General features: G+C 43.8%; 29 protein-coding genes and 2 tRNA genes. 23 read left to right on the plus strand and 8 right to left on the minus strand.

What is annotated here, in order from left to right; all coding sequences use genetic code 11:
* Positions 1-175: 175 nt before the first annotated feature.
* From HRT75_RS06000 to HRT75_RS06035, 8 genes are all read right to left on the minus strand, one after another.
* A complete protein-coding gene (locus HRT75_RS06000; RefSeq protein WP_291183849.1) occupies positions 176-634 on the minus strand; it encodes a hypothetical protein in 459 nt (152 codons plus the stop codon).
* A gap of 111 nt (positions 635-745) precedes the next feature.
* Positions 746-1420 carry a hypothetical protein gene (locus tag HRT75_RS06005; RefSeq protein WP_291183852.1) on the minus strand — a complete coding sequence of 225 codons (675 nt, stop codon included), beginning with the start codon at positions 1418-1420 and terminating at the stop codon, positions 746-748.
* Positions 1421-1434: 14 nt separating this feature from the next.
* Positions 1435-2127, minus strand: coding sequence for a hypothetical protein (locus HRT75_RS06010; RefSeq protein ID WP_291183854.1), 693 nt, complete (start codon positions 2125-2127; stop codon positions 1435-1437).
* Complete coding sequence (locus HRT75_RS06015) at positions 2124-2549, minus strand: hypothetical protein (protein WP_291183856.1); 426 nt, start codon at positions 2547-2549, stop codon at positions 2124-2126. Before HRT75_RS06015 ends, HRT75_RS06010 begins: the two co-directional genes overlap by 4 nt.
* A 1-nt stretch (position 2550) precedes the next feature.
* Positions 2551-3483, minus strand: a complete 933-nt coding sequence (locus HRT75_RS06020) for a hypothetical protein (protein WP_291183859.1) — start codon at positions 3481-3483, stop codon at positions 2551-2553.
* A 4-nt stretch (positions 3484-3487) separates the two neighbouring features.
* A complete protein-coding gene (locus tag HRT75_RS06025) occupies positions 3488-4435 on the minus strand; it encodes a hypothetical protein (protein ID WP_291183861.1) in 948 nt (315 codons plus the stop codon).
* Positions 4436-4564: 129 nt separating this feature from the next.
* Positions 4565-5104: a hypothetical protein gene (locus tag HRT75_RS06030; protein ID WP_291183863.1), complete on the minus strand. Its 540-nt coding sequence runs from the start codon at positions 5102-5104 to the stop codon at positions 4565-4567.
* A gap of 67 nt (positions 5105-5171) precedes the next feature.
* On the minus strand, positions 5172-5618 hold the full coding sequence (locus HRT75_RS06035; protein WP_291183866.1) for a hypothetical protein: 447 nt from the start codon (positions 5616-5618) through the stop codon (positions 5172-5174).
* An 85-nt stretch (positions 5619-5703) separates the two neighbouring features.
* On the opposite strand from HRT75_RS06035, the gene HRT75_RS06040 reads away from it, so the two are divergent.
* The 23 genes from HRT75_RS06040 to HRT75_RS06150 all read left to right on the plus strand — a co-directional run bounded on the left by HRT75_RS06040 (position 5704) and on the right by HRT75_RS06150 (position 19031).
* Positions 5704-5997 carry a hypothetical protein gene (locus tag HRT75_RS06040; protein ID WP_291183869.1) on the plus strand — a complete coding sequence of 98 codons (294 nt, stop codon included), beginning with the start codon at positions 5704-5706 and terminating at the stop codon, positions 5995-5997.
* An 89-nt stretch (positions 5998-6086) separates the two neighbouring features.
* Positions 6087-6458, plus strand: coding sequence for a hypothetical protein (locus HRT75_RS06045; protein ID WP_291183871.1), 372 nt, complete (start codon positions 6087-6089; stop codon positions 6456-6458).
* Between the two features lie 53 nt (positions 6459-6511).
* Complete coding sequence (locus tag HRT75_RS06050) at positions 6512-6838, plus strand: hypothetical protein (RefSeq protein ID WP_291183873.1); 327 nt, start codon at positions 6512-6514, stop codon at positions 6836-6838.
* A 30-nt stretch (positions 6839-6868) separates the two neighbouring features.
* Positions 6869-7111: a hypothetical protein gene (locus tag HRT75_RS06055; RefSeq protein WP_291183876.1), complete on the plus strand. Its 243-nt coding sequence runs from the start codon at positions 6869-6871 to the stop codon at positions 7109-7111.
* A gap of 138 nt (positions 7112-7249) precedes the next feature.
* Positions 7250-8071 carry a hypothetical protein gene (locus HRT75_RS06060; RefSeq protein WP_291183879.1) on the plus strand — a complete coding sequence of 274 codons (822 nt, stop codon included), beginning with the start codon at positions 7250-7252 and terminating at the stop codon, positions 8069-8071.
* 86 nt (positions 8072-8157) lie between these two features.
* A tRNA-Met gene (locus tag HRT75_RS06065) sits at positions 8158-8230 on the plus strand.
* Between the two features lie 14 nt (positions 8231-8244).
* Positions 8245-8682, plus strand: a complete 438-nt coding sequence (locus tag HRT75_RS06070) for a hypothetical protein (protein WP_291183881.1) — start codon at positions 8245-8247, stop codon at positions 8680-8682.
* Between the two features lie 142 nt (positions 8683-8824).
* Positions 8825-8897 (plus strand) — tRNA-Ile (locus tag HRT75_RS06075).
* Positions 8898-8995: 98 nt separating this feature from the next.
* Positions 8996-9280, plus strand: a complete 285-nt coding sequence (locus HRT75_RS06080) for a hypothetical protein (RefSeq protein ID WP_291183884.1) — start codon at positions 8996-8998, stop codon at positions 9278-9280.
* 79 nt (positions 9281-9359) lie between these two features.
* Positions 9360-9908: a hypothetical protein gene (locus tag HRT75_RS06085; RefSeq protein WP_291183887.1), complete on the plus strand. Its 549-nt coding sequence runs from the start codon at positions 9360-9362 to the stop codon at positions 9906-9908.
* Positions 9883-10593, plus strand: coding sequence for a YqaJ viral recombinase family protein (locus HRT75_RS06090; protein WP_291183891.1), 711 nt, complete (start codon positions 9883-9885; stop codon positions 10591-10593). Before HRT75_RS06085 ends, HRT75_RS06090 begins: the two co-directional genes overlap by 26 nt.
* A complete protein-coding gene (locus HRT75_RS06095) occupies positions 10590-11078 on the plus strand; it encodes a hypothetical protein (RefSeq protein ID WP_291183894.1) in 489 nt (162 codons plus the stop codon). The genes HRT75_RS06090 and HRT75_RS06095 overlap by 4 nt, the downstream gene beginning before the upstream one ends.
* Before the next feature lie 124 nt (positions 11079-11202).
* A complete protein-coding gene (locus tag HRT75_RS06100; RefSeq protein ID WP_291183896.1) occupies positions 11203-11592 on the plus strand; it encodes a hypothetical protein in 390 nt (129 codons plus the stop codon).
* Positions 11593-11803: 211 nt separating this feature from the next.
* Positions 11804-12082, plus strand: coding sequence for a hypothetical protein (locus HRT75_RS06105; RefSeq protein WP_291183899.1), 279 nt, complete (start codon positions 11804-11806; stop codon positions 12080-12082).
* Positions 12083-12085: 3 nt separating this feature from the next.
* On the plus strand, positions 12086-12535 hold the full coding sequence (locus HRT75_RS06110) for a RusA family crossover junction endodeoxyribonuclease (RefSeq protein ID WP_291183902.1): 450 nt from the start codon (positions 12086-12088) through the stop codon (positions 12533-12535).
* Between the two features lie 59 nt (positions 12536-12594).
* The gene (locus tag HRT75_RS06115) at positions 12595-13005 is read left to right on the plus strand and encodes a hypothetical protein (protein WP_291183904.1); all 411 of its coding nucleotides are present in this window, start codon (positions 12595-12597) and stop codon (positions 13003-13005) included.
* The gene (locus HRT75_RS06120; protein ID WP_291183906.1) at positions 12980-13576 is read left to right on the plus strand and encodes a hypothetical protein; all 597 of its coding nucleotides are present in this window, start codon (positions 12980-12982) and stop codon (positions 13574-13576) included. The genes HRT75_RS06115 and HRT75_RS06120 overlap by 26 nt, the downstream gene beginning before the upstream one ends.
* Positions 13563-14915 carry a terminase large subunit gene (locus HRT75_RS06125; protein ID WP_291183909.1) on the plus strand — a complete coding sequence of 451 codons (1353 nt, stop codon included), beginning with the start codon at positions 13563-13565 and terminating at the stop codon, positions 14913-14915. The genes HRT75_RS06120 and HRT75_RS06125 overlap by 14 nt, the downstream gene beginning before the upstream one ends.
* 32 nt (positions 14916-14947) lie before the next feature.
* Complete coding sequence (locus HRT75_RS06130; RefSeq protein ID WP_291183911.1) at positions 14948-15436, plus strand: TM2 domain-containing protein; 489 nt, start codon at positions 14948-14950, stop codon at positions 15434-15436.
* Entirely contained in the window at positions 15381-15968 is a 588-nt protein-coding gene (locus tag HRT75_RS06135) for a hypothetical protein (RefSeq protein ID WP_291183913.1), read from the plus strand. The genes HRT75_RS06130 and HRT75_RS06135 overlap by 56 nt, the downstream gene beginning before the upstream one ends.
* Positions 15969-16024: 56 nt before the next feature.
* Positions 16025-16705, plus strand: a complete 681-nt coding sequence (locus HRT75_RS06140) for a hypothetical protein (RefSeq protein ID WP_291183915.1) — start codon at positions 16025-16027, stop codon at positions 16703-16705.
* Positions 16706-16879: 174 nt separating this feature from the next.
* Positions 16880-18649 carry a hypothetical protein gene (locus tag HRT75_RS06145; protein WP_291183917.1) on the plus strand — a complete coding sequence of 590 codons (1770 nt, stop codon included), beginning with the start codon at positions 16880-16882 and terminating at the stop codon, positions 18647-18649.
* Positions 18567-19031: a hypothetical protein gene (locus HRT75_RS06150; protein WP_291183919.1), complete on the plus strand. Its 465-nt coding sequence runs from the start codon at positions 18567-18569 to the stop codon at positions 19029-19031. Before HRT75_RS06145 ends, HRT75_RS06150 begins: the two co-directional genes overlap by 83 nt.
* Positions 19032-19055 lie beyond the last annotated feature (24 nt).

Below are 19055 nucleotides of genomic sequence, written 5' to 3' on the forward strand. Positions count from 1 at the left end.
AGTACTTGCCTTGATAGATCCTCAGTTGGTCCAAGAAGGCGCCTGTGCCACAGCTTGGATCTAGTACGGTCTTGATGCCTTTTAGGTCAATGCCCTCTAAGGCTTTGCGTGCCACTTCTAGTGGCGTAGCGTAGAATTGGTCGATGTGTTGTCGTTGTGCGTTTATCATGGTTGGTTATTTGAATGAGTCTATAACGTCTGACTCGTCTAGTGGAAAGTCATTCCAATTTCCCAGCTGATCGCTAAGGGCTCTGCATGAATCAATAAGGCAACTTATATAAGCCATGTAAGCTGATGAAATGTCATTGATCTCAACGTATGACTTGTGTCTTAGTGCTTTAGAGTTTTGGCCGTGCCATTTAGCCACCTGCTCTAAATTTTCCGAGGAATTGTACAGATTCAATAGCTTTCGCTTTAGGTAATTTCGGCATTGAGGGTGGTATTGGTGCATTGCTTCAAACAACACATAGGCAAGGTGTGGCTTTTCTTGCTCGTGTATTGCACTGATCACAAAAGGCGTGGCCAAGCGAATAAAGTCAAGCCCCTGCCCAACGCAAAGCTGTTCAGCCAATGCAATGTTCTCTTGTTCGCCCGTTTTAATAAGCTGCTTTATTTCGTTGATATACTCACTCATAATTCTCCATTATCCCGTCCAAGATCGCGCTGGGTCATTTGGAGCAGGGCGGTTTTTGTTTACTTTTTATTACCGAACGGTAAACGTGGTAATGAATGGTAAATGGTTATTCTAACAGCTTACTTCTAATTGTGAGCCATCTAAAAAACACACATAAGCAATACATTGCTGTCGCGGCTCAACCTTGAGGGTGTAGCCTTCCTCGGTTTTTACATAGCTTGGCATGTGATCCAAAACTTCACGACACAAAAAAGCTATGCTTCCAACATCTATATCGTCATCAATCCAGCCTACTTTGTCGATTATGACAACCTTTCCCAATGGCGTATTCAGGTGAGGCTTAAAGCTCCAGTTCCACGAGCCTTTCGTCTGAGTGATCACTAATTCATAGTAGCAAACGATTCTCTGGATCATGATACCCTCAAGCACTAGATCAATCATTTCGGGCAATTCGCATCTACTCATAGCGTCCCACATGCCACAGAGATCCTTCATCCTTTCTAAGCTGCATTTCAGACTTTGTTGGGATGTTTTAAGCAGCAAAGATGCGATGGAGTGAATCACAACTGTGCTGTTTACAAACTGAGTGCTTTCGAGGCGCGACTTCGCCCATTTAATGCAACCCTTGTCGCGATTGACCATCATCAACACAACAGCCATCTCCTCAATCTCTGCCTTCTGCGCATCCGTCCCCTGACCATACACCGTTTGAAGGGCGACCTCGACGGCCTCAATCTTTCTGGACTCAACCAGTGCTTTTGCGTTGTCAAATAATTCTCTGTTCATGATTCTTATTGATTTTAAAATGGTAGGCTTATCCATTCCTTTTCGTGGATCCTCAATTTATTGTTCTGATTATCTACATCAAGCTCATCCATTGATTCGCTGAGAAGCACCCTAACAGCCTCGCCTTTGTTGCTCAGGAATACCTCTTGCCCCGTATTTATTGCGTCCCAAAGTTCTGTTGTAAGGCAATCGCTATTGGTGTTTATGCGCACGGGGCTAAGTTCGACCCAATGTTCGTACTTTTTATTCGGGGCATCTTCATAGAAAAATGGCGTATAGTTGCTCTTATCCTTGTCGCAGCAAAAAAAAGACACTTCTGATAGGTGCCAAGTTCTATCACTTGCTATTCCCTGTAGCTCGCAGTAAAAATAAGGCTCCCACTCTAGCAGAAAGTCTATATAGTCAAGCATTTCCTTGGTGTCCTGTACGTTTCCCATAGAGCCCGCACTCCACTCATAAAACCACTCAATAACACGCCCTGCCACTCTAGTTTGCATTGCTTTGTCCTGATAAAACAGCAAGCCTAGCGCGTGATCAATCTTGTCCTCATCCCCATTCATCAGCCAAGAAACATAAGGATGCGTTTGTGCGTGTTTTTTCTGGGCATCTGTGCCTTGTGTCTCAATTTGCATGCGCCCTATTTCGACGCTTGCCTCGTCAAAGGATGCTATAAGCGCTAGAGCGTTGTCAAATAATTCTCTGTTCATGGTCGTATAGTTAGATTAGTGGTTTTGTCAATTTTCTGATTAATATCTGCTAAGACATAATCCCTGTACACGATCATCCCAGCAACAGCATCCCTCACTTGCCGATTGTAGCACTTTATACACTCTTGCTCGTTATCAAAACAACGAAGGGAAGTGCCTGTACGCCATTTGTATCCTGTGTTATCGAATAGGGCAATGACTTTCTTGGTTAGCTTATCGCCTTTGCCAAAGGCAACAAAATGGCTGTCGCTGTAATATATTTTCTTCTTGCCTTCTAGCTTTTTGTTCGATCTCACCAACACCTTTGTTGGCTTGATGTGTCTAATCGGCTTGTCTGCATAATCCCTATACCGTAGGTCGCAAACCCATAGCACTTCTCCATCATGCATTCCTTTTGCTAGGTTTTCTTCTTGCATTTCCATGTTACTCTTTTTTCAAACTTTCCTTAATAATCCCCTTAAGCACGATCAGCGTCGAATACTTTTGGACAACTTTGTCCTTAAAACTCGATTCCTTAAATCCGTCTTCTAAGGGCTTTAAAATTGATTCAATGGACTTGGGGTCGTATTTGTCACGAAACGCGCTTAAATCAGCCTTCTTTTGCCAATAATGGACCATCTTGCGAACATCTTCCCGCTCGTTTTTGGGCAAATCTGGATTTTTGGCCTTTTCGAGTGTCTGTTTTTTGACAAAAGCCTTTGCCTCTTGCACGATATCCGCTTTCTCTTCTTGGGAGAACTCAATCACCCCAAGCTCTTGCACTAGGATCTTACCCCAGAATGCTTTGATGTGCTTTTCAATCTCTGACAAGTCGCCCGTTTGGGTGAAGTGCTCAACCATGGCGCGGTACTCCTTCAAGACGTGCTCATGGGCCTGCTTGTTCTTCTGCTCAGCTTCTGCGTCCTTGCTGCGAGCTTCTAGTAAATCGAGTTGCTGGCTGTAGGTGCCCAGCACGGACTTTCTAAACCTGAGATAGGCGCTTAGCACATTCCCGATGTCGCCTATTGGAAGGCGGCCACCGTAGGCCGTGCAATTTGCATCGTATTTTTTCGAGGCCCAAAGGGAAAACGCTTCTTTGATTTCCTGAACCGCAAGCATTGGAAAACGCTCTTTGATGAAGTCGGCGCATTCCGAGACAAAAAGCCAAGCCTCTGATTTTTTGATTGGAGCCCCGTCTTCCCCGCGCCCAACTAGAACCAGATCCTGCATCGCTGAAAAGTTGATGCCCGTGAAGGCTTTCAAGGTTTGCGTGATCGCGGCTTTGAGGAGTGTGTCTTGCCGAGCCATCGACTTGGCGTTGCCAGACTTGAGGGTGCTCCGCATGTTGGAAGCGCTAGCTCGTACGATTTTCTCCACTTGGTCAATGCTGGCCTCCGTCAATTTCGCTGTCGAGCTGATAGTAATCGCTTGAGAACTCGTTAAGGAGGTCGGCTGTAACGCTGCTTGATTGTTGTCCTGTGTTGTTAGATCGCTGCTGTGCATTGGTTGTGTGATTTTTGGGGAAGACTCCGCTCCAATTATTTGCAAAAGTCTGTTCAATGGATAGAATTAAGTTTTGCTTGCCATGTTCTCGAATTGCCTTCGCCCATTGCTTGAAAAGGGTCTTGATGCTTCTAGAAGATTTGTAGCGCTCTCTGCGCTCTTGCTTGTAGCGCATGAACTCAAGGAAAGCGGCGAAAACTTCATCATCAAACTCAGGGGGCACTTCCACACCATCCCAAACATTACCTTTTTTTCGCGCAACTTTTTTTGGCTCTGCGTCCTGCTTGGATTTTACGGGTTTTTCTTTTTTATCTTTTTCTTTAAAAGAGTTATTCTTTATTCTTCTTTCTTTAGTTGGTGTGGAAATCGTGTGGGAATCGTGTGTTTTGGTGTGTGTTTTGGTGTGTGGCGAGCCTTCATAACCAACTGATTCTTCGGTTGTTGTCCGTGTGTTTTGGTGTGTGTTTTGGTGTGTGGAAATCGTGTGGAAATCGTGTGTTTTTTTTAGGGTTAAAATTGTGGTGTTTTTCATGCCTTCTAAGTCTATGTATCCATCTGATTTTAAGGATTTTAAGAAGTGCCTAACTTTGTTCTTATTCCACTTATAGCACCCTTTTGACTTATTTGAATTAAATATTTCCACCCAGCTATCGAGGGAATAAACCGCCTGTCCTTCTCGGCAAATTAGGTGTTGACCACCTACATTTATTTGCTTTTCTTCGTAATTCACGTGGGCTAAAATATCGCCCCATGCACGGAAATAGTGGTCCTTTCCATGCACCCATGTTCCGTAAACTGATCGCATTATTTTGACAAATCCACTCATGGTTTTTGTTTATGGTTTTAGGGATATGAACAAGAAAAAGAAAAAGGAAGTGGGATAACCTATACAAGGAAATGGATAGGTTGGCAGGATTCCTAAGTTAATGAAAACTTATAAAATCCTGCATGTAATCTAGAAGAAACGTTTCTGAGGGTGGACGATCCACCAATAGGAATCCTCGTGTTTCTCAATGAAGTCATCCAGGAACGTTGTGTCAATTGGAGTGGCAGGGTGCAGGGAGTCCTCTGGGCGTCGAGCATAAGTATGTACCACGAATTTCCCTTGTTGGATTCCCAATGTGTGCAAGTATCCGCTAGAGTGCAGGTACTCTATTGGTAATTCGTTGGGGTATTCTGCAATAAATATTTCGTACTGCTGCATCAGGCAGTATTGCAAGCCAGCACCGTGGGCGATAGCTTGAAGTCTCTTGTTGGTGTAAACCCATTGAGCTACTGCCCCTTTTGGGGCATCCAAGTCTACGGCGTGTACTGGTCTGTGTGCGTTTTTATTGTTGATTTCTATCAACTGCTGGTAAGTGTCGTCTAGTGCTTGATGCGGTGCTGTTTGTGCCTCGGACATGGTGTATAAAATTATTGTTAGTAATGCGGCTAAGAGGTAGCCAATAATGGTTGGGTAGTTGGTTGGAGTGATGTTGTCATTGTTGTTTTCCATGATAACATCGTTGAAAAGTTAGAAAATCGTGTGTTCTATGCCAGTTAGCATACTGAAACAATCCACTTTAAATCCCCGCAAGTAGTACAGGTGCTAGCGTTGTGTACATTCCCGTCACTTGAGTAAAAACGCACTGCAATTGGTCGCAATAGACATCATTAAAGCGCTGTTCTTTGGTTATTTTGTAATCGAAGGTTTTTTTATTGAGGGTTCCTTTGTAAAAGTACATGTCGTAGCTATCGGTGCGCGTATTGTAGTAGATGTGCAAACGGTTAGCGCCGCTTTGGTTCGGTTTTAGGTCCATGCGCAGTCCTGCAAATGCTTTTTCTGTTTGAGGTGTAGCCATGAAGTTTTTGCTGCCTGTCATGGCGATGAAGCGATTGCCGCCTAGTTGTTGCTGAATTGTTTTTGCTATTTGCATGTGTTGTGCTGTGGTAGTCATGACGATTTGTTGTTTGTGTAGTTGTGTTGTGGTTTGTTGTTGATACAAATATAGGGCATGTTTCAGTATCATCCAAATTTTTGGATGATATTTTTGCAGAAAAGTTTACCTATCCAAAAAATTGGATTACCTTTATAGTGTAAACAAACAGAGAATTATGAAACAGAAAGCAACAGAAGACTTGTGCAATGCCATAAAGGCGCTGTCTAAGCCGTTATTAACAAATTATGGATTGAACGACTATACGTATGTTAGGAAGCGTTCAGAATTTAAGAAAGGTTGGATGAAATTCTTAGAAGACCAAAAACCGCCAGAAGGTGTCTCTTATAGAATAATAGTTAGATCATGGAAAACCAACTCTAACCTAAATCGGATGAGGTATATCGAGATTTGTGGGTGGTTAGGCATTAATGTTAATGAAGATTTAATGGTGCTAGATCTAAAAAAATAAAACAAAGTCATCCAAAAATTTGGATGATAAAAAACAATGCCGTACATTTGTAACATACCAATCAGGTAGAGACACAAAACAACGGCATCATGACTACTCAGCAACACATCGCACCCACCGCCCAAGATGATAACACGCTTTCATTTGTTGAATTTATCAACGTGCGCCACGGCTATGTTCGTTGTATCGTTGAAACTAGCGACGCGGAATTTGTTCGCTCTGCCACTGCTTCTTTCGATCTAGAAGAATTGGCAGAGGCTGCTGGTGTTGACATTGACAGTGTTGATGAAGACAATTGGGATGCTATCGCTGAGCTTATCGACGTAGCGTTTGACGATGTGGAAGTGTGCTTAACTTCCGAGTTGAAGCCGAGTGGTCAGGTTCATACGTTCCGCTGTGCGCCTTGTGTGCATGGTGTGGCTACTGCCTTGCCTGAATTAAAAATTTGCCCTGCTGCCTAGTGCGGTTAGGGCTAAAGTTGTTATATTTAGATAAAAAGACTTAATTTTTAAAGATGCCAACGACAGAACAATTAAACGAATGGGTTACAGACTTGAAAATTAGTATGTTTACTCGCAAGGTGCAGAGTTTGGAGGATGCCATGAAAGCGCCCTCCTTTAAGAATCAGGTTAAGTACCATTCTGAGTCTATCAATAAGGCTTTTTCTGCTGACTTCGATGAAATCACAACAGCTCTGCAAAATACTGTTGATGCCTTTTATATGGGCTACTATGAAGTCACGGGTTTTATGCCTTTTTCGTTTGATTTTTTTGATCAGTGCCTGATTCACAACATGGGATTGATTAGTAATTGTAAGAAGCTACTCCAGTTTATTGAATAGCATTACATTGAACCTATAATCAAACAGCAGATGGAAGATTATTTAGAGCATTCGCAAGACCATAAACAGGATGTTTTTTATGAGAGGTCTCAAGAGTATTTCAATGAACTTTCTCAAGAGTACGGATACTGGTACGGATGCAATAAAAAAGGCTCTAAGCCTACTTTAGTGCGCGAGTCCGTTGCGCTGGATCTACTTACCACAGGGCGATATGTGAAGATGTGTGATGTAGGTCGTGTTCGCGCGTGGAAGCTAAAGACTAAAGAAGAGTAAAGTGAAGACATACTATTTGTCAGTCACGTAAAAGCGTGCAACAAGCCCAGCACAGCCGCAATGTTGGCATCCAGAACACCCAGCGGCCACCACGGGAAAGTGTCTCGTGGTGATTTGAGAATCGTAAAAAACAGAATTATGGAAACTAGTAACGAAATAAAGCAGGAGTTCTTGTCAATCCTTAATAGCATTGGATGCAAGCACTGCACTATCAATAACAACTTGCATGTAGGTGGCTCTCTAGATTTGCGAGGCACGAGCATTACTTCTTTGCCTGATGGCTTGCATGTAGGTGGCTATCTAGATTTGGAAGGCACGAGTATTACTTCTTTGCCTGATGACTTGCATGTAGGTGGCTATCTAGATTTGCAAGGCACGAGCATTACTTCTTTGCCTGATGACTTGCATGTAGGTGGCTCTCTGCATTTGCGAGGCACGAGCATTACTTCTTTGCCTGATGGCTTGCATGTAGGTGGCTCTCTGTATTTGCGAGGCACGAGCATTACTTCTTTGCTTGATGGCAGACCTATCATAAATGTTGACATGAACGCAATGTCTGTTGATAGTTCTAGGGAAGTAAATGGTTACACTATTTACTTGTGTACCTATATAGGTATGAAAAGCTTAGGTGATGCCAGAGGAGCCAGAAAAAGGTTTGTTGCTAAGAAGAAAGGCTTTACAGCTCATGGGTTATCTCTAAAAGAGGCTGTTGAAGATTGTAGGTTTAAAATAATGCAAGAATCAGCGGATTGTTCCCAAATCATTAAGGAGATACAAAGGACTGGGTTTGTTTCGCTTGCTCAGTATAGGCTAATTACAGGGGCTTGTAAAGTTGGATGTCTTGATTTTTTAAGAACAAGAAATATTTCTTCACTTGAAATGCCTTTGGCTGAAGTGAAAAAACTTGTTCATGGGCAGTTTGGTGGTGATACTTTTTTGAAAATGTTAGAAAATAATTAACCAGCGGCCACCACGGGAAAGTGTCTCGTGGTGATTTGAGATCCATGCGAGCGAAGAAGTTGCCGCATGGGTGTAGCAAGCAAAATAGCATGGTGGAGCAGTTGGTAGCTCGCTGGGCTCATAACCCAGAGGTCGCTGGTTCGAGTCCAGCCCGTGCAACTAATAACAAAGCAATGCTCTACGACCTAAGCAACATAGTAGACCAAAACCGTTTCAAGCATCGCCTTGCGAAGCTATACGAGCGCGGTGCCTTGGTAGACTTGACCGACAAGAGCAAGAAGAGCTTAAGTCAAAACAGCTACTTCCATTTGATCGTGTCTTACTTCGCGCTGCAATACGGAGAAACAACCGACTATGTAAAGCAGGAGATTGTAAAGCGCCTAGTTTGTCCTGATGTGTTTGTCACAGAGCGTGCCAATAGAAAGACAGGGGAGATGCGGCCTGATCTTAGAAGCTGGTCGGACTTGACCAAAGAGGAATGTAGCTTGGTTATTGATCGGTTTTTGAACTGGTCTTCTAAGGAAGCAGGAATACGATTACCCGACCCCTCAGACCTTGCTAGTATTCAAGCAGTTCGGGTAGAAGTAGATAGAAATAGAGCATACATTTAGAACAATTAAGATACAACCATGTCAACAGCAATTACAACCGAGGCAAAGAAGCAATAAGAAACAGCAAGCGGGTTCGACTATTCTATTTTTCTTTAACCAAAGGATATGTCATTTAAGTGGTGTGGTCTACCCGCTTGCATTTGGTCCCGTAGCTCAGTGGTTAGAGCACCCTGCTCATAACGGGGTGGTCCTCGGTTCGAGTCCGAGCGGGACCACTAGAATTTGGTTTAGGTTTTTATAAATGGAGTTTTCGGGCGGTGGTCGCCTCTCAAGTGATTGCCGCCCTATTTTTTAACGGAAAAGCAGAAGTAGCATGAGAATTATTTTTAACATCTATTACACAGGCAAAAAATCCTTCAAAGAGCAAGATAAGTTTGTTCAGGCAGAGGGTCCAATTCACACGAGAATTGAGGGCAACACTTTAGTGGTAACGGACGAAAATCTGGATGATTGGCCTTTTGAATTCAACTCGCACAAAGCTGCTCAGAATGCCACCAAGGCCTTGTGGAGGTCTTCGATGCATAGTGACTCGGAAAATCAAGTATATCATATGTGGCTTGACGCCAGTACGGGTGAACGAGAAAGAGGCAAAAGCTAATCAAGGCAAAGAAATAAAGTTTGTGTTAGAGGGGTGGAGTCCGCAGCAAAGCCCCTCGTTTTTAAAATAGAGAAGCATCATGAAAGTAACGACAGCATCCATAAACCCAGAATTGCATTGGAAGACTTATATGGAAAGTAAGTTCTTGGGGAAGCACCACTTTGAGGTATTCAATGATGAAGGCCGGCTCACTAAAAATGGTCTGCTTGTAACCATCAAGGATATCAAAAAGCTTACTATCTCCCATCGTGGGGTAGAAGAAAAGAAGCCAGCTCTATTTTTCAAAGAACACAAGGTGTTGCCTTTGCTGTTGGGTACGGAAAAATTCCAGCAGCTTGAGCGAATTTTCCAATCTCCGCACGCCAAGGACTGGAAAGGCAAGCAGGTGTATCTATACATAGAACACGGTGTAACCTTTGGGAAAAAGCAAGTAGGGGGCATCCGCTTTAGAATGTATGTGGAGACAGCGAATAAATCCAATGGCCCAAAGCCGATAGGAGAAAAGAACATGCCTGATGCCATTAAGTTTGCCATTGCCAAGGGCATGGACGCCCTGCTCAAGCACTACAAGCCAACAGCTCAACAGCAAAAAACCATACAAGATGCCATTGCCAAAGCTAAAGGATAGGGTGCTCTATTATGGGCAGCAAAGGACTCAGGAGTGGCACGATTTACGCCTCGGCAAGTTTACTTCATCCGAAATTTACAAGCTGATGCAAAAACCCAGATCTTCCAAGTCGGAGTTTTCGGCATCTGGATTGACCTATATATCCGCCAAAGCTCAGGAGGTGTGCTACGGGGTTCCGTCGCCTTCTGCGTCAAGCCTTGCAATCCAATGGGGTGAGGAGTGGGAGCCTATCGCAGCAGAGCAGTTCGATAAGACCTACTTGCATCCAAGGTTGTTGTTTAAGGATGATGAAGATTTGCAGTTCATTGCGTCTGAGTCGCTGCCAACGGGCGGTTCCCCTGATGATGTGGTTGATGGTATGCCAGCGGAATACAAGTGCCCGTACAATCCAACCAATCACTTTAAGCATTGCCAAATCAACACACTCGAAGAGCTGCTAGCATTCGACAAACAAAAGGCATGGCAATTAATCCATCAAATGTGGTTGATGCGAGCTGACGGGGCTTATTGGTGCAGCTTTGATCCAAGGCTGTTGCATTCTGAAAAATGTCCTCACAGGGCCTTACATGTAATCGAGGTGGAGCAAATACAAGAGGCTTGCGACCAAATAGAAGAAAGAGTTGCAGCAGCTCACGAATTGATGAAAAAAGAAGTTGAACGATTTTTAAACCAACCAGCAGCATGAATTATCTCAATGAGCTGGTGTTTCATTTCGAAGAAAAAGATAACTTCAAGAGTCTTGTTAATGAGTCGGAGCCGATTTATCTTTATTACTCGCATGGGCGATACAAGCCCAATTGCTATTTTTGGCACTACAAGGGCAGCATAAAGCAATCTGAATGCGACCGCATAGATGGTTATAAAATATGGCTTTATTTTTTCGACGATTTAACGGCTGACGACATACACATCTACTATCCACTAAAGCCCAATAAGGGAGAATTGATAGAATTGCTTTTTATTGGAGTGAACATAAAGGGCAAGATTATTTGGGAGCACGGGGAAAAGGGTTTGTTTTGGGAGTACATATTTCCTTTGCTTTTGATTGAGTCAAGGCAAAATACGCTCGATCGCGAGGAATGGATAGAGGAAGTTTATGCAAGATATTCAAACAAGAAAACCGCCCAAAAGTGCGCTTCTAAGAGAGGCGAGGGCGGTGTTAATGATTAAATATAGTAATTATGCCTAGAGTAATACGCATGGAAGAGCACATCAAGGGGGGTGATAACATTCCTCAAGGTGCGGTGATTTGGGTGAAGTTGGATTTTGAAGGACGTGCATCAAGCAAGAAGCAATGAAGGAGAATTTATTGAGTGGATTAAAAGTGAATGACGCCCGCGCTCAGGGGTTCGTGGACCATATCTTAAAACGCCAAAAAGAGCACGCCGATTGGATTAGGTTTCTCAAAAAGAAAGGCTACAAGGCAGCACATGCTTTGACCGCCCCGCCTTATGACGGTGAATTGATTCATGCGGATTTCAATTATTATCCACAGGTCGGCGATTTAGTAGCCTTAGGCGATAAAGACTTTTTCATAACAGTGCAAGTCCTTGAGGCGCTTAAACGAACTTCAAATTACTGGAATGAATTTCCTTTGTGTTACAGGTATAAATATAGATTTGGCTTAATCACTAACAAAGAAATCAATGAAAGACTACAGCAGACTGATGCCGCGCCTAACTGATTGCTGTCGCGGCTTTAGTAGTGTGGTCCCAGTCTTAAACAATTCACTATGTCCAAAGATGATAATTTTATAATGCCTGAAATTCGCATTCACAGCCCTTCAAATCGTTGCTTTGTGCATCCTACAAAGTACGCCTTTATCCACTATGTAATAGCCGATTTTTGTGAGAAGGGAAAGACGATGCCATTTTCAGGAGGAATCAACAGCCATCATGCCAGTACTAGACGATTACCAGTCACAGAAAGAAGAGAGCAAAAACCGACAGTGGTACCGAGACAAGATAGCGTCGAGCAGCCGCACTTACTACGAGATGTTGGGGCAATCCTTTAAAAAGAGCTTGGGTCTCGGTGTGGCGTTCTGGATATTGGGAAGCATCATTCATTTGCTGTGGGTTATCCTGCTGCATTGGGGCATGTTGCTCTGTGAAGATGACCCAAAACCATTTGATCCAGATAATGCCCAAGGGACACCTAAAGACGATTATCCGTAAATCATGAGAAGCATCACCATAATTCTGGACATTGACCCCGTCGCCAAGCAATCCGTTCGGTCTGGTAAAAATGGACGCCATTACCAGCCCAAAAAATACAAAGACTTGGAGTGGTTGATTCGCTACCAAGTTGCTCAGCAGCTGCCGAAAGATTTTGAGCCCTTCATGAATTGGGTATGTGTTGATAGCGTGTGCTACATCCACCCACCGACCAAAGCCCAGCTCAAGCACAAACGCAAAAGTCGATGGCTTAAAATAGGTGGCCTCATACCTAAGACCACTCGCCCAGACGTAATGGATAACTTGAACAAGCTCCCACTCGATTGCTTGGGTGACAAGAAAGACGGGTTTCCCTTCGTCTACAAAGACGATGCACTCATTCAACAGTGCAACCATCTCTCAAAATGGTACGGCTTAAATCCTAGAACAGAGATCACTTTGATAGGGTGTTAGGTAGTAATTGTTTGCAAAATTCTCTTTTTACTATTAATTTTAGTAGATTTACTATCATTATGAAAAGTTTCACCAAGAAAACCATTCTGAAATTGACGCAAATCTACGATCATATAACACTACTTAGAAGTGTTTTTTTGGTCGTTCGTAAGATGTCCATCCCAGCAGCTTTTAGTAAGTTGATCGTAGATGATGTTTTAGATGTTGGCAAAGATCTTGACATACTGACTTTGATAAAAAATGGCAAGCCAAGCAATGCGCAAGCATTCAAAGAACTTATTCAAGCTCATTTTGATAGCACTTGTCAGGGCATAAGAGACCAAATTGGTTTTGAGTTGCCCATGCTAAAATATGAGTTTGGCAAACTTGGTGAGCTTAATACGATCCTGAAAAGCAACATAGCTTTTTACAGAAACTTTACTGAGACTAAAAACAACATGATTGATGGACGAGAACACAAAGAAGGCTAAACTTGGGCGTCCGTCAAAATACAATGAATCCTATGCCAAAAGGGCTGAGGAGTTAGCCTCAAAGGGTTGCACCCATCGTGAAATCTACGAGACTCTTGAAATATCGGAATCGACTTTTTATCAATGGAAGCTAAATTTTTTGGAGTTTGCGGAGGCTATACAAAAAGGGGAAGAGGTATCTGTGCCTTTTCTGTTAGGCAATCTTAAAAAGGTAGCCGAAGGTCATGTAGAGCGTATACCTAAAAAAACTGTTAGGAAGATATATTCGGTTTTGCCTGACGGCACGAAAATACAAGAAAAGGAAATAGTAGAAGAGTGGGAAGAGGCATACTATAAAGCGCCAGATGCAAATAGTTTGAGATGGATGCTCGCAAACAGATCCAAAGGCGAATGGAAGCTGAATCCTGATAACTTTGACGAGTCAGGAGACCGTATACCAGATGTAAATTTAAACATCGGCACCCAAGTACTACAAGGCGCCAAATTAGCCACCTCTGAGCAAGAAGCCGAGGATTTAGCACCAGACTTGGATGAGATGCACGAAGACCTTCTCAAAGATGAAGAGGAGTAATACAGCGCAAAGTGGCGCATTGCAAACATGGGGTGAGCGGGCTCCTTCTGATTCGGGGAGACTGTTACTAGACAACCCGATTAAAGAAAGCGTCGTCTTTGTAACGACATTGGCTTTTATCTTTGCGGTTGATCCGCATAAGAAGAAGCGACAGAAAACGTTCTTAGCACATCAAGGGGGAACATGGAGCGGAAAGACCTACTCCATTATCCAAGCGCTTGTATTTGCAGCAATTGCTTACAAGTACTACAATAAGAAAGGCAAAAGGGAGCCGCTGTCTATTTTGATAGTTGGTCAAGACGTACCCAACCTAAAGAAAGGAGCCATCAAAGATTTTGAGTCCGTTATACGGGCCATTATTGATGACTTTCCACCAGCACTGCGCCCTATCTTTGAGTACAAATACAACAAGACAGATAAAATAGCTACCTTTAACAATGGGGCTACTATTGGTTTTGCTTCGTTCAAGGATGGGCAGGACGCTAAAAGCGGCAAACGCCATATTACATTTGTTAACGAGGCAAATGGCATAGGATGGGCAGTTGCTGAGCAATTAGAATTTCGTTCTAAGGTCTGTACGATCATAGATTATAACTCAGATGCTCCGTTTTGGTATCATCACAAGATGCACGGCAAAAGTCACGTGCAATTGTGTATTTCCAACTTCACGCATAATCCTGGGGTTGACGAAAAGACTAAGCGTGAGCTTATCGCAAAGGGGCGACACAATCCAGAGTGGCGGAAGGTTTACATCAATGGTCAAACTGGAAGCACAGAAGCTATAATTTACCCAAATGTTACATGGGTAGATCAATTGCCAGAGAGCTCGGATGTGTCCTATGGGCTTGACTTTGGGTTTAGCAACAGCAAAACGGCTTTTGTTAAATGCGTGGTGTCTGATGGGAGATTATACGTACAGTTGCTTTTCTACGCTACTGGCTTATTGGCCCCAGACATCGCCAAAGAAATAGAAAAAGCCGCGAAACGGCACGGGTTGGGCAATCTCAAGAAAAGCAAGAAGTTCATCATGGCAGATGCCGCGAGCCCTGACACGATTGCTCATTTGCGTAGATTGGGGTATAAAAGAGTAATAGCCGCTAGGAAAGGACCAAACAGCGTCCGAGATGGCATTGCTCTGGTCAAATCTTTTGAGGACCTCTGCATAGTCGATAATCCAGCGTTTCGATTAGAGCAGCAGTCTTACAAATACCTCAAAGATCCCATGACAGGGGAATTGACCAACGAACCAGACAAGAAAATAGGCAAAGACGACGCAATGGACGCCATGCGTTACGCCATACAAGGTTTGCGCTATACGAATAAAATGCAGACCAATTAATCACTTTAATTAATACTTACAATTCAATTTCAATGAAATCAAAAGGAACAGCTTACTTGCTTTGGATTGTCGGGCTATTCGGACTGCTTGGATTCCACCATTTTTATCTAGGAAAACCGATTAAAGGTTTGATTTGGCTTTTTACAGGAGGTGTATTTGGCATCGGTGCGCTTATTGACCTTTTTACGCTTGGATCTCAAGTAGAAGGCCGAAACACCAAGGAAGAGTTAAAGACCATACGAGCACATGCGCTATCTGGCAAGAATGCTTTAATTGTAGTCGCATCGCTCACACTGTTTGCTTCCTGCCAAAAGGCAGATGCTGCCATTACTGAATGCAAAAAAAAACACACAAGAAATGTTGCTACCAGTAGCTTATCAAGGAGAAAACGAAGTAGAAACCTGTTTTGCCATAGGGGCATTTCAGTTGTTTCGTACGTTGACGCCACCCGTTACCATTGCCAACATGAAAACGGCCTTGGAGCAGAATTTGAGCACTCCTTTTACGCAGGATTCGTTTGATATTGTATTGGGCACTGTTAGTAGCTTGCCTTGGGACTCTGCATCATTAACCACCGCTGACATCTCACTAATCAATGAGATTAGAGCGCACTTGAATCCCAGTCCTGTTTTTACGGCTTGCGGAGGGACAGACTTGCCAAGTATCGGTGGCCTCGGTCCTAATGTTGCTGGTTACGGGGATCCCAATAATCACGACTTCACCATACTTCAACAACAAAGGGTTACTAGTTCAACCTTTGAGCACGCTTTTATTGTTGAATTTGACAACGACTACACTTGCAATATAGCTGATGTTGAAGTAGTAAACTTGATGTCTGCCAGCAATACGCCATCTTTGACAACCTTTGTTTTGAAAGACGTAACGCCAGTAAACGGAAAGCGAAGAATGGCTTTTTATTACGTCGGTTGGTCAATTGACCCTTATCCATCCCCGTTAGGTGCCCCTGGCACTCAATTTAGCGCAACCTTTAATTTTAGGGATGCATCAGGAAGTTCGTTAGTATCCTTGCAAGGGATTTACATTTTCGCATAACACACGCACACACAACATACTATCTAATCTATATTTTTTCACAAACACACATCGCCATGTATCCATTTCCTCAAGTTCTTCAATTCATGAGCGCTTGCACATGTGGCGCAGGAACTCCCTTAGTTGCCCCGCCTGAAAAAGACTGTTACAAGCAACGCGGTCAAACGCAGCGCCTTTGGTTCGTCAAGCGAGGGCAAGTCAAGTTTGATCTTGCTGACAATACCAACAATCTGCCTGCCACAATCTCAGGCATGGACCCTGACACACAGGCACCTTGGACGGTGCTGTGGAATGCTACCGACGACACCAAGGTAGTCAATACGCCAGTGCGTCGGTTAGGGGCACCTAATATTGAAGCTGGCGGCGAGTTGACCACTGGTGGCGCCAATGAAACGCCCAATGGCGTCTTGTTTAGCTTAGGGCGTGACCCGTCTACCTTTAGCGGTAACTTCTACCAATTGCATGGCGACCAAATCGCAGCATTGCGTGATTTGGAGTGCCAAGACGTAGAGGTGTTCTTGATCCATGAGGACAACACCATCACAGGGCACAAAGATGGGGACATCTTCACGGGTATTCCCTTGCAAAAGGCACCTTTTGTTTCGGATCAAACCTTTGGAAATCGCGACAACATTGACGCTAATGCCTTCAATATGCAATTCTTTCCCAAGTTTGACGAACTGTTACACACTATCACCCCGACGGCACCATTCTCACCGTTGACAGCGGTTGCCTAAAAATGAAGAAAATTTCATTGAGATTCGTAGCGGCGTCGGTTGTAGTTAATGAATATGATTACGACCACGCGCTGCGAATATTAAGAAGCCAACACAGGCAAGGCGGATCATCAATAACATTAGCCGAACATGACACCTACTATTTTGACACAACAACCAATCCTCAAGGAGAGATTGTCCGACGAAGAAGCAATAAGAGCTCTGAGTCAGGCCAATCTGTTGTCGAACAATAGGGGCTATTATGAGAGCTTGCTTACTGTTTTGACCCAATCTATCTTTGCTGATGAATTGCCAAGGCTTAGAGGATGGGGAGAAATAGAAGCACTCGTAGCCTCTAGGTTGCATCCTGAAAAGCAGGAGCGAACAATGGCATTTTTCACTTTCCCAATGGAATGTGTTAGTGTAGCAAAAGCAGCCCTTCAAGATCTTTGGAGAGTGTTTGAGGCCCGTGATGCTGTTTTTTCGGAAGATTATTTAGGTGTCGATCCATCGAGAGGTGAACAACTATTCGAGCGGCTAAATATTGGGCAATACATTCGCAATACCGCCCAGCGCGTACTGACCAACAAGCCCAACACCTATTGCGTTGTTGATTATGATAGTAGTGGACTCCCTTACATCATCACGGTAGAAGAAGAGCGATTGATTAACGTTGCCTTTGTGCCAAATTCTCATGTAGAAGTGGCCTACATTGCTTTTTTGCATTCTGTTGGTCATGATGCCAATGGTGAGTGGAAAAGATATGCTTTTTACGATGCTGAGTCTTACAGGGTTTACGAAAGTCGCGACGGCAGCCCAAAAACGCTGATTCTTGACAATCCGCACAATTTAGGATACTGCCCAGCAAGGCCGTTTTTGTCAGAGGTTCGTTATGAAATGAGCGCCGACCGCTACAATCCATTGGCAACAAGCATAGGCATGCTGTTGGATTACCAGCTATCCGTCGTGTTTGAAAAATACGGAGAAAACTACATCCCTTTTCCTGTTACCGTTCGACCAGAAGGCCAAAGTGAGTGCGATCAAGAAGGCTGTGTGGATGGATACATTTACTCCAAGACGACTGTTTTAGGGCAAATCGTAGAGCGTAAAGAAAAGTGTCAAAAGTGCGCCAAGCCTGATATTTTTGGAGGGCCAGGCACTATTGTCAATGTTGACCCCTTGGTTATTCAAGGCGTCTCAGAGGATGCTAGAGTGTTTCGATTTGAATCACCTGATGTAAAAGGACTTGAGCTTTATGGAAAGTCTATTGAAGGTAAGCGTATGGCCTTTAAAAAAGCGGTGACAGGTATCAATGAAATGATTGCCACCCAAGCGGTAAACATCGAGCAAGTCCATGCGGTCATGGAGGCTGCCAAGAGGCCATTGTTGGTCATTGCCAAGCAATTAAACGATATTGATAAGTGGCTGCATGAGACGCTGTATAGGGCTGCTTTTGGGGCTGATATGGTCCGCTATGCTAATTGGGGCACAGACTGGTTTGTACTCACCCCCGACCAAACGCTTACGCTTTACCAAAAAGCGAAAGAAGCAGGAGTAGGATCTGGGGAGCTAGACTCGCTCTACAATTTACACCTTTCAACAAGGCACAAAACAAACCCCCAAATGCTGCGTAAAAAGCGCTTAGAATTTGAGTTGGATCCAGCTCCTCACAAGACAGATGAGGAGGTATATGCGATGCGTGATAGGGGCGCAATAAACCAAGTTGACTTAGTAATTAAGACAAACTTTGCCCGCTACATTGCTCGATATGAAAGGGAATTTGAGCCATTGACTCAAGTGGGGCATTATAATATTGAAACTGGAAAGCTATCTTACAGAGAGCTTGTTGATCAGATTTATAAACATCTAATAGAATACGCAAATGAAAACATTCAAAGCCAACAAGTGGAACAGCCCAGAAGTGCAGCAGCTATACAAGATGCTTCCTCAGCAGCAGGCGCTTGAGTTAGAGCAGCGGTCTAATATCGCCGAATACAACAAAGGTTGCTACACGCTTATTGGATATACTAGCAAAAAGGTTCCCAATAGCGCGACGTTTACTCATGAATTGGTTTACTACACCAAGACGATCCCTGATTATGACCAAATGAACAGGCGCTGGCAAAACACCAGGGGCGAATTTGACACGCGAATTATTTTGCACGATCCGAAGCTTGATATGTTCAAGCCTGTACAGGGAGCGTCCCCAAAGAAAAAGGAGATTGAGGCGCTTAGTGAGCAGCAAATTCAACAAGTCCAAATCATGTCAGCGGACGGCGATTCCTTAAAAGACATTGCTGAGCAACTTGGCGTGACCCAGAAAAGAATTAAGCCTTACTTGAAGTAGGGAACAGTAGGTAATAAACACACG

It is taken from the genome of Gilvibacter sp., assembly GCF_013214815.1.
Classification (GTDB): Bacteria; Bacteroidota; Bacteroidia; order Flavobacteriales; family Flavobacteriaceae; genus Gilvibacter.

Bases quoted from the DNA above. Each gene is read 5' to 3' on its own strand.
- HRT75_RS06015 (WP_291183856.1), bottom strand. From the start codon at position 2,549: ATGGAAATGCAAGAAGAAAACCTAGCAAAAGGAATGCATGATGGAGAA.
- HRT75_RS06005 (WP_291183852.1), bottom strand. From the start codon at position 1,420: ATGAACAGAGAATTATTTGACAACGCAAAAGCACTGGTTGAGTCCAGA.
- HRT75_RS06140 (WP_291183915.1), top strand. From the start codon at position 16,025: ATGTATCCATTTCCTCAAGTTCTTCAATTCATGAGCGCTTGCACATGT.
- HRT75_RS06095 (WP_291183894.1), top strand. From the start codon at position 10,590: ATGAATTATCTCAATGAGCTGGTGTTTCATTTCGAAGAAAAAGATAAC.
- HRT75_RS06060 (WP_291183879.1), top strand. From the start codon at position 7,250: ATGGAAACTAGTAACGAAATAAAGCAGGAGTTCTTGTCAATCCTTAAT.
- HRT75_RS06080 (WP_291183884.1), top strand. From the start codon at position 8,996: ATGAGAATTATTTTTAACATCTATTACACAGGCAAAAAATCCTTCAAA.
- HRT75_RS06045 (WP_291183871.1), top strand. From the start codon at position 6,087: ATGACTACTCAGCAACACATCGCACCCACCGCCCAAGATGATAACACG.
- HRT75_RS06070 (WP_291183881.1), top strand. From the start codon at position 8,245: ATGCTCTACGACCTAAGCAACATAGTAGACCAAAACCGTTTCAAGCAT.
- HRT75_RS06040 (WP_291183869.1), top strand. From the start codon at position 5,704: ATGAAACAGAAAGCAACAGAAGACTTGTGCAATGCCATAAAGGCGCTG.
- HRT75_RS06130 (WP_291183911.1), top strand. From the start codon at position 14,948: ATGAAATCAAAAGGAACAGCTTACTTGCTTTGGATTGTCGGGCTATTC.
- HRT75_RS06010 (WP_291183854.1), bottom strand. From the start codon at position 2,127: ATGAACAGAGAATTATTTGACAACGCTCTAGCGCTTATAGCATCCTTT.
- HRT75_RS06120 (WP_291183906.1), top strand. From the start codon at position 12,980: ATGGACGAGAACACAAAGAAGGCTAAACTTGGGCGTCCGTCAAAATAC.
- HRT75_RS06030 (WP_291183863.1), bottom strand. From the start codon at position 5,104: ATGGAAAACAACAATGACAACATCACTCCAACCAACTACCCAACCATT.
- HRT75_RS06150 (WP_291183919.1), top strand. From the start codon at position 18,567: ATGAAAACATTCAAAGCCAACAAGTGGAACAGCCCAGAAGTGCAGCAG.
- HRT75_RS06055 (WP_291183876.1), top strand. From the start codon at position 6,869: ATGGAAGATTATTTAGAGCATTCGCAAGACCATAAACAGGATGTTTTT.
- HRT75_RS06025 (WP_291183861.1), bottom strand. From the start codon at position 4,435: ATGAGTGGATTTGTCAAAATAATGCGATCAGTTTACGGAACATGGGTG.
- HRT75_RS06085 (WP_291183887.1), top strand. From the start codon at position 9,360: ATGAAAGTAACGACAGCATCCATAAACCCAGAATTGCATTGGAAGACT.
- HRT75_RS06050 (WP_291183873.1), top strand. From the start codon at position 6,512: ATGCCAACGACAGAACAATTAAACGAATGGGTTACAGACTTGAAAATT.
- HRT75_RS06000 (WP_291183849.1), bottom strand. From the start codon at position 634: ATGAGTGAGTATATCAACGAAATAAAGCAGCTTATTAAAACGGGCGAA.
- HRT75_RS06135 (WP_291183913.1), top strand. From the start codon at position 15,381: ATGAAAACGGCCTTGGAGCAGAATTTGAGCACTCCTTTTACGCAGGAT.
- HRT75_RS06100 (WP_291183896.1), top strand. From the start codon at position 11,203: ATGAAGGAGAATTTATTGAGTGGATTAAAAGTGAATGACGCCCGCGCT.
- HRT75_RS06110 (WP_291183902.1), top strand. From the start codon at position 12,086: ATGAGAAGCATCACCATAATTCTGGACATTGACCCCGTCGCCAAGCAA.
- HRT75_RS06035 (WP_291183866.1), bottom strand. From the start codon at position 5,618: ATGATACTGAAACATGCCCTATATTTGTATCAACAACAAACCACAACA.
- HRT75_RS06090 (WP_291183891.1), top strand. From the start codon at position 9,883: ATGCCATTGCCAAAGCTAAAGGATAGGGTGCTCTATTATGGGCAGCAA.
- HRT75_RS06125 (WP_291183909.1), top strand. From the start codon at position 13,563: ATGAAGAGGAGTAATACAGCGCAAAGTGGCGCATTGCAAACATGGGGT.
- HRT75_RS06115 (WP_291183904.1), top strand. From the start codon at position 12,595: ATGAAAAGTTTCACCAAGAAAACCATTCTGAAATTGACGCAAATCTAC.
- HRT75_RS06105 (WP_291183899.1), top strand. From the start codon at position 11,804: ATGCCAGTACTAGACGATTACCAGTCACAGAAAGAAGAGAGCAAAAAC.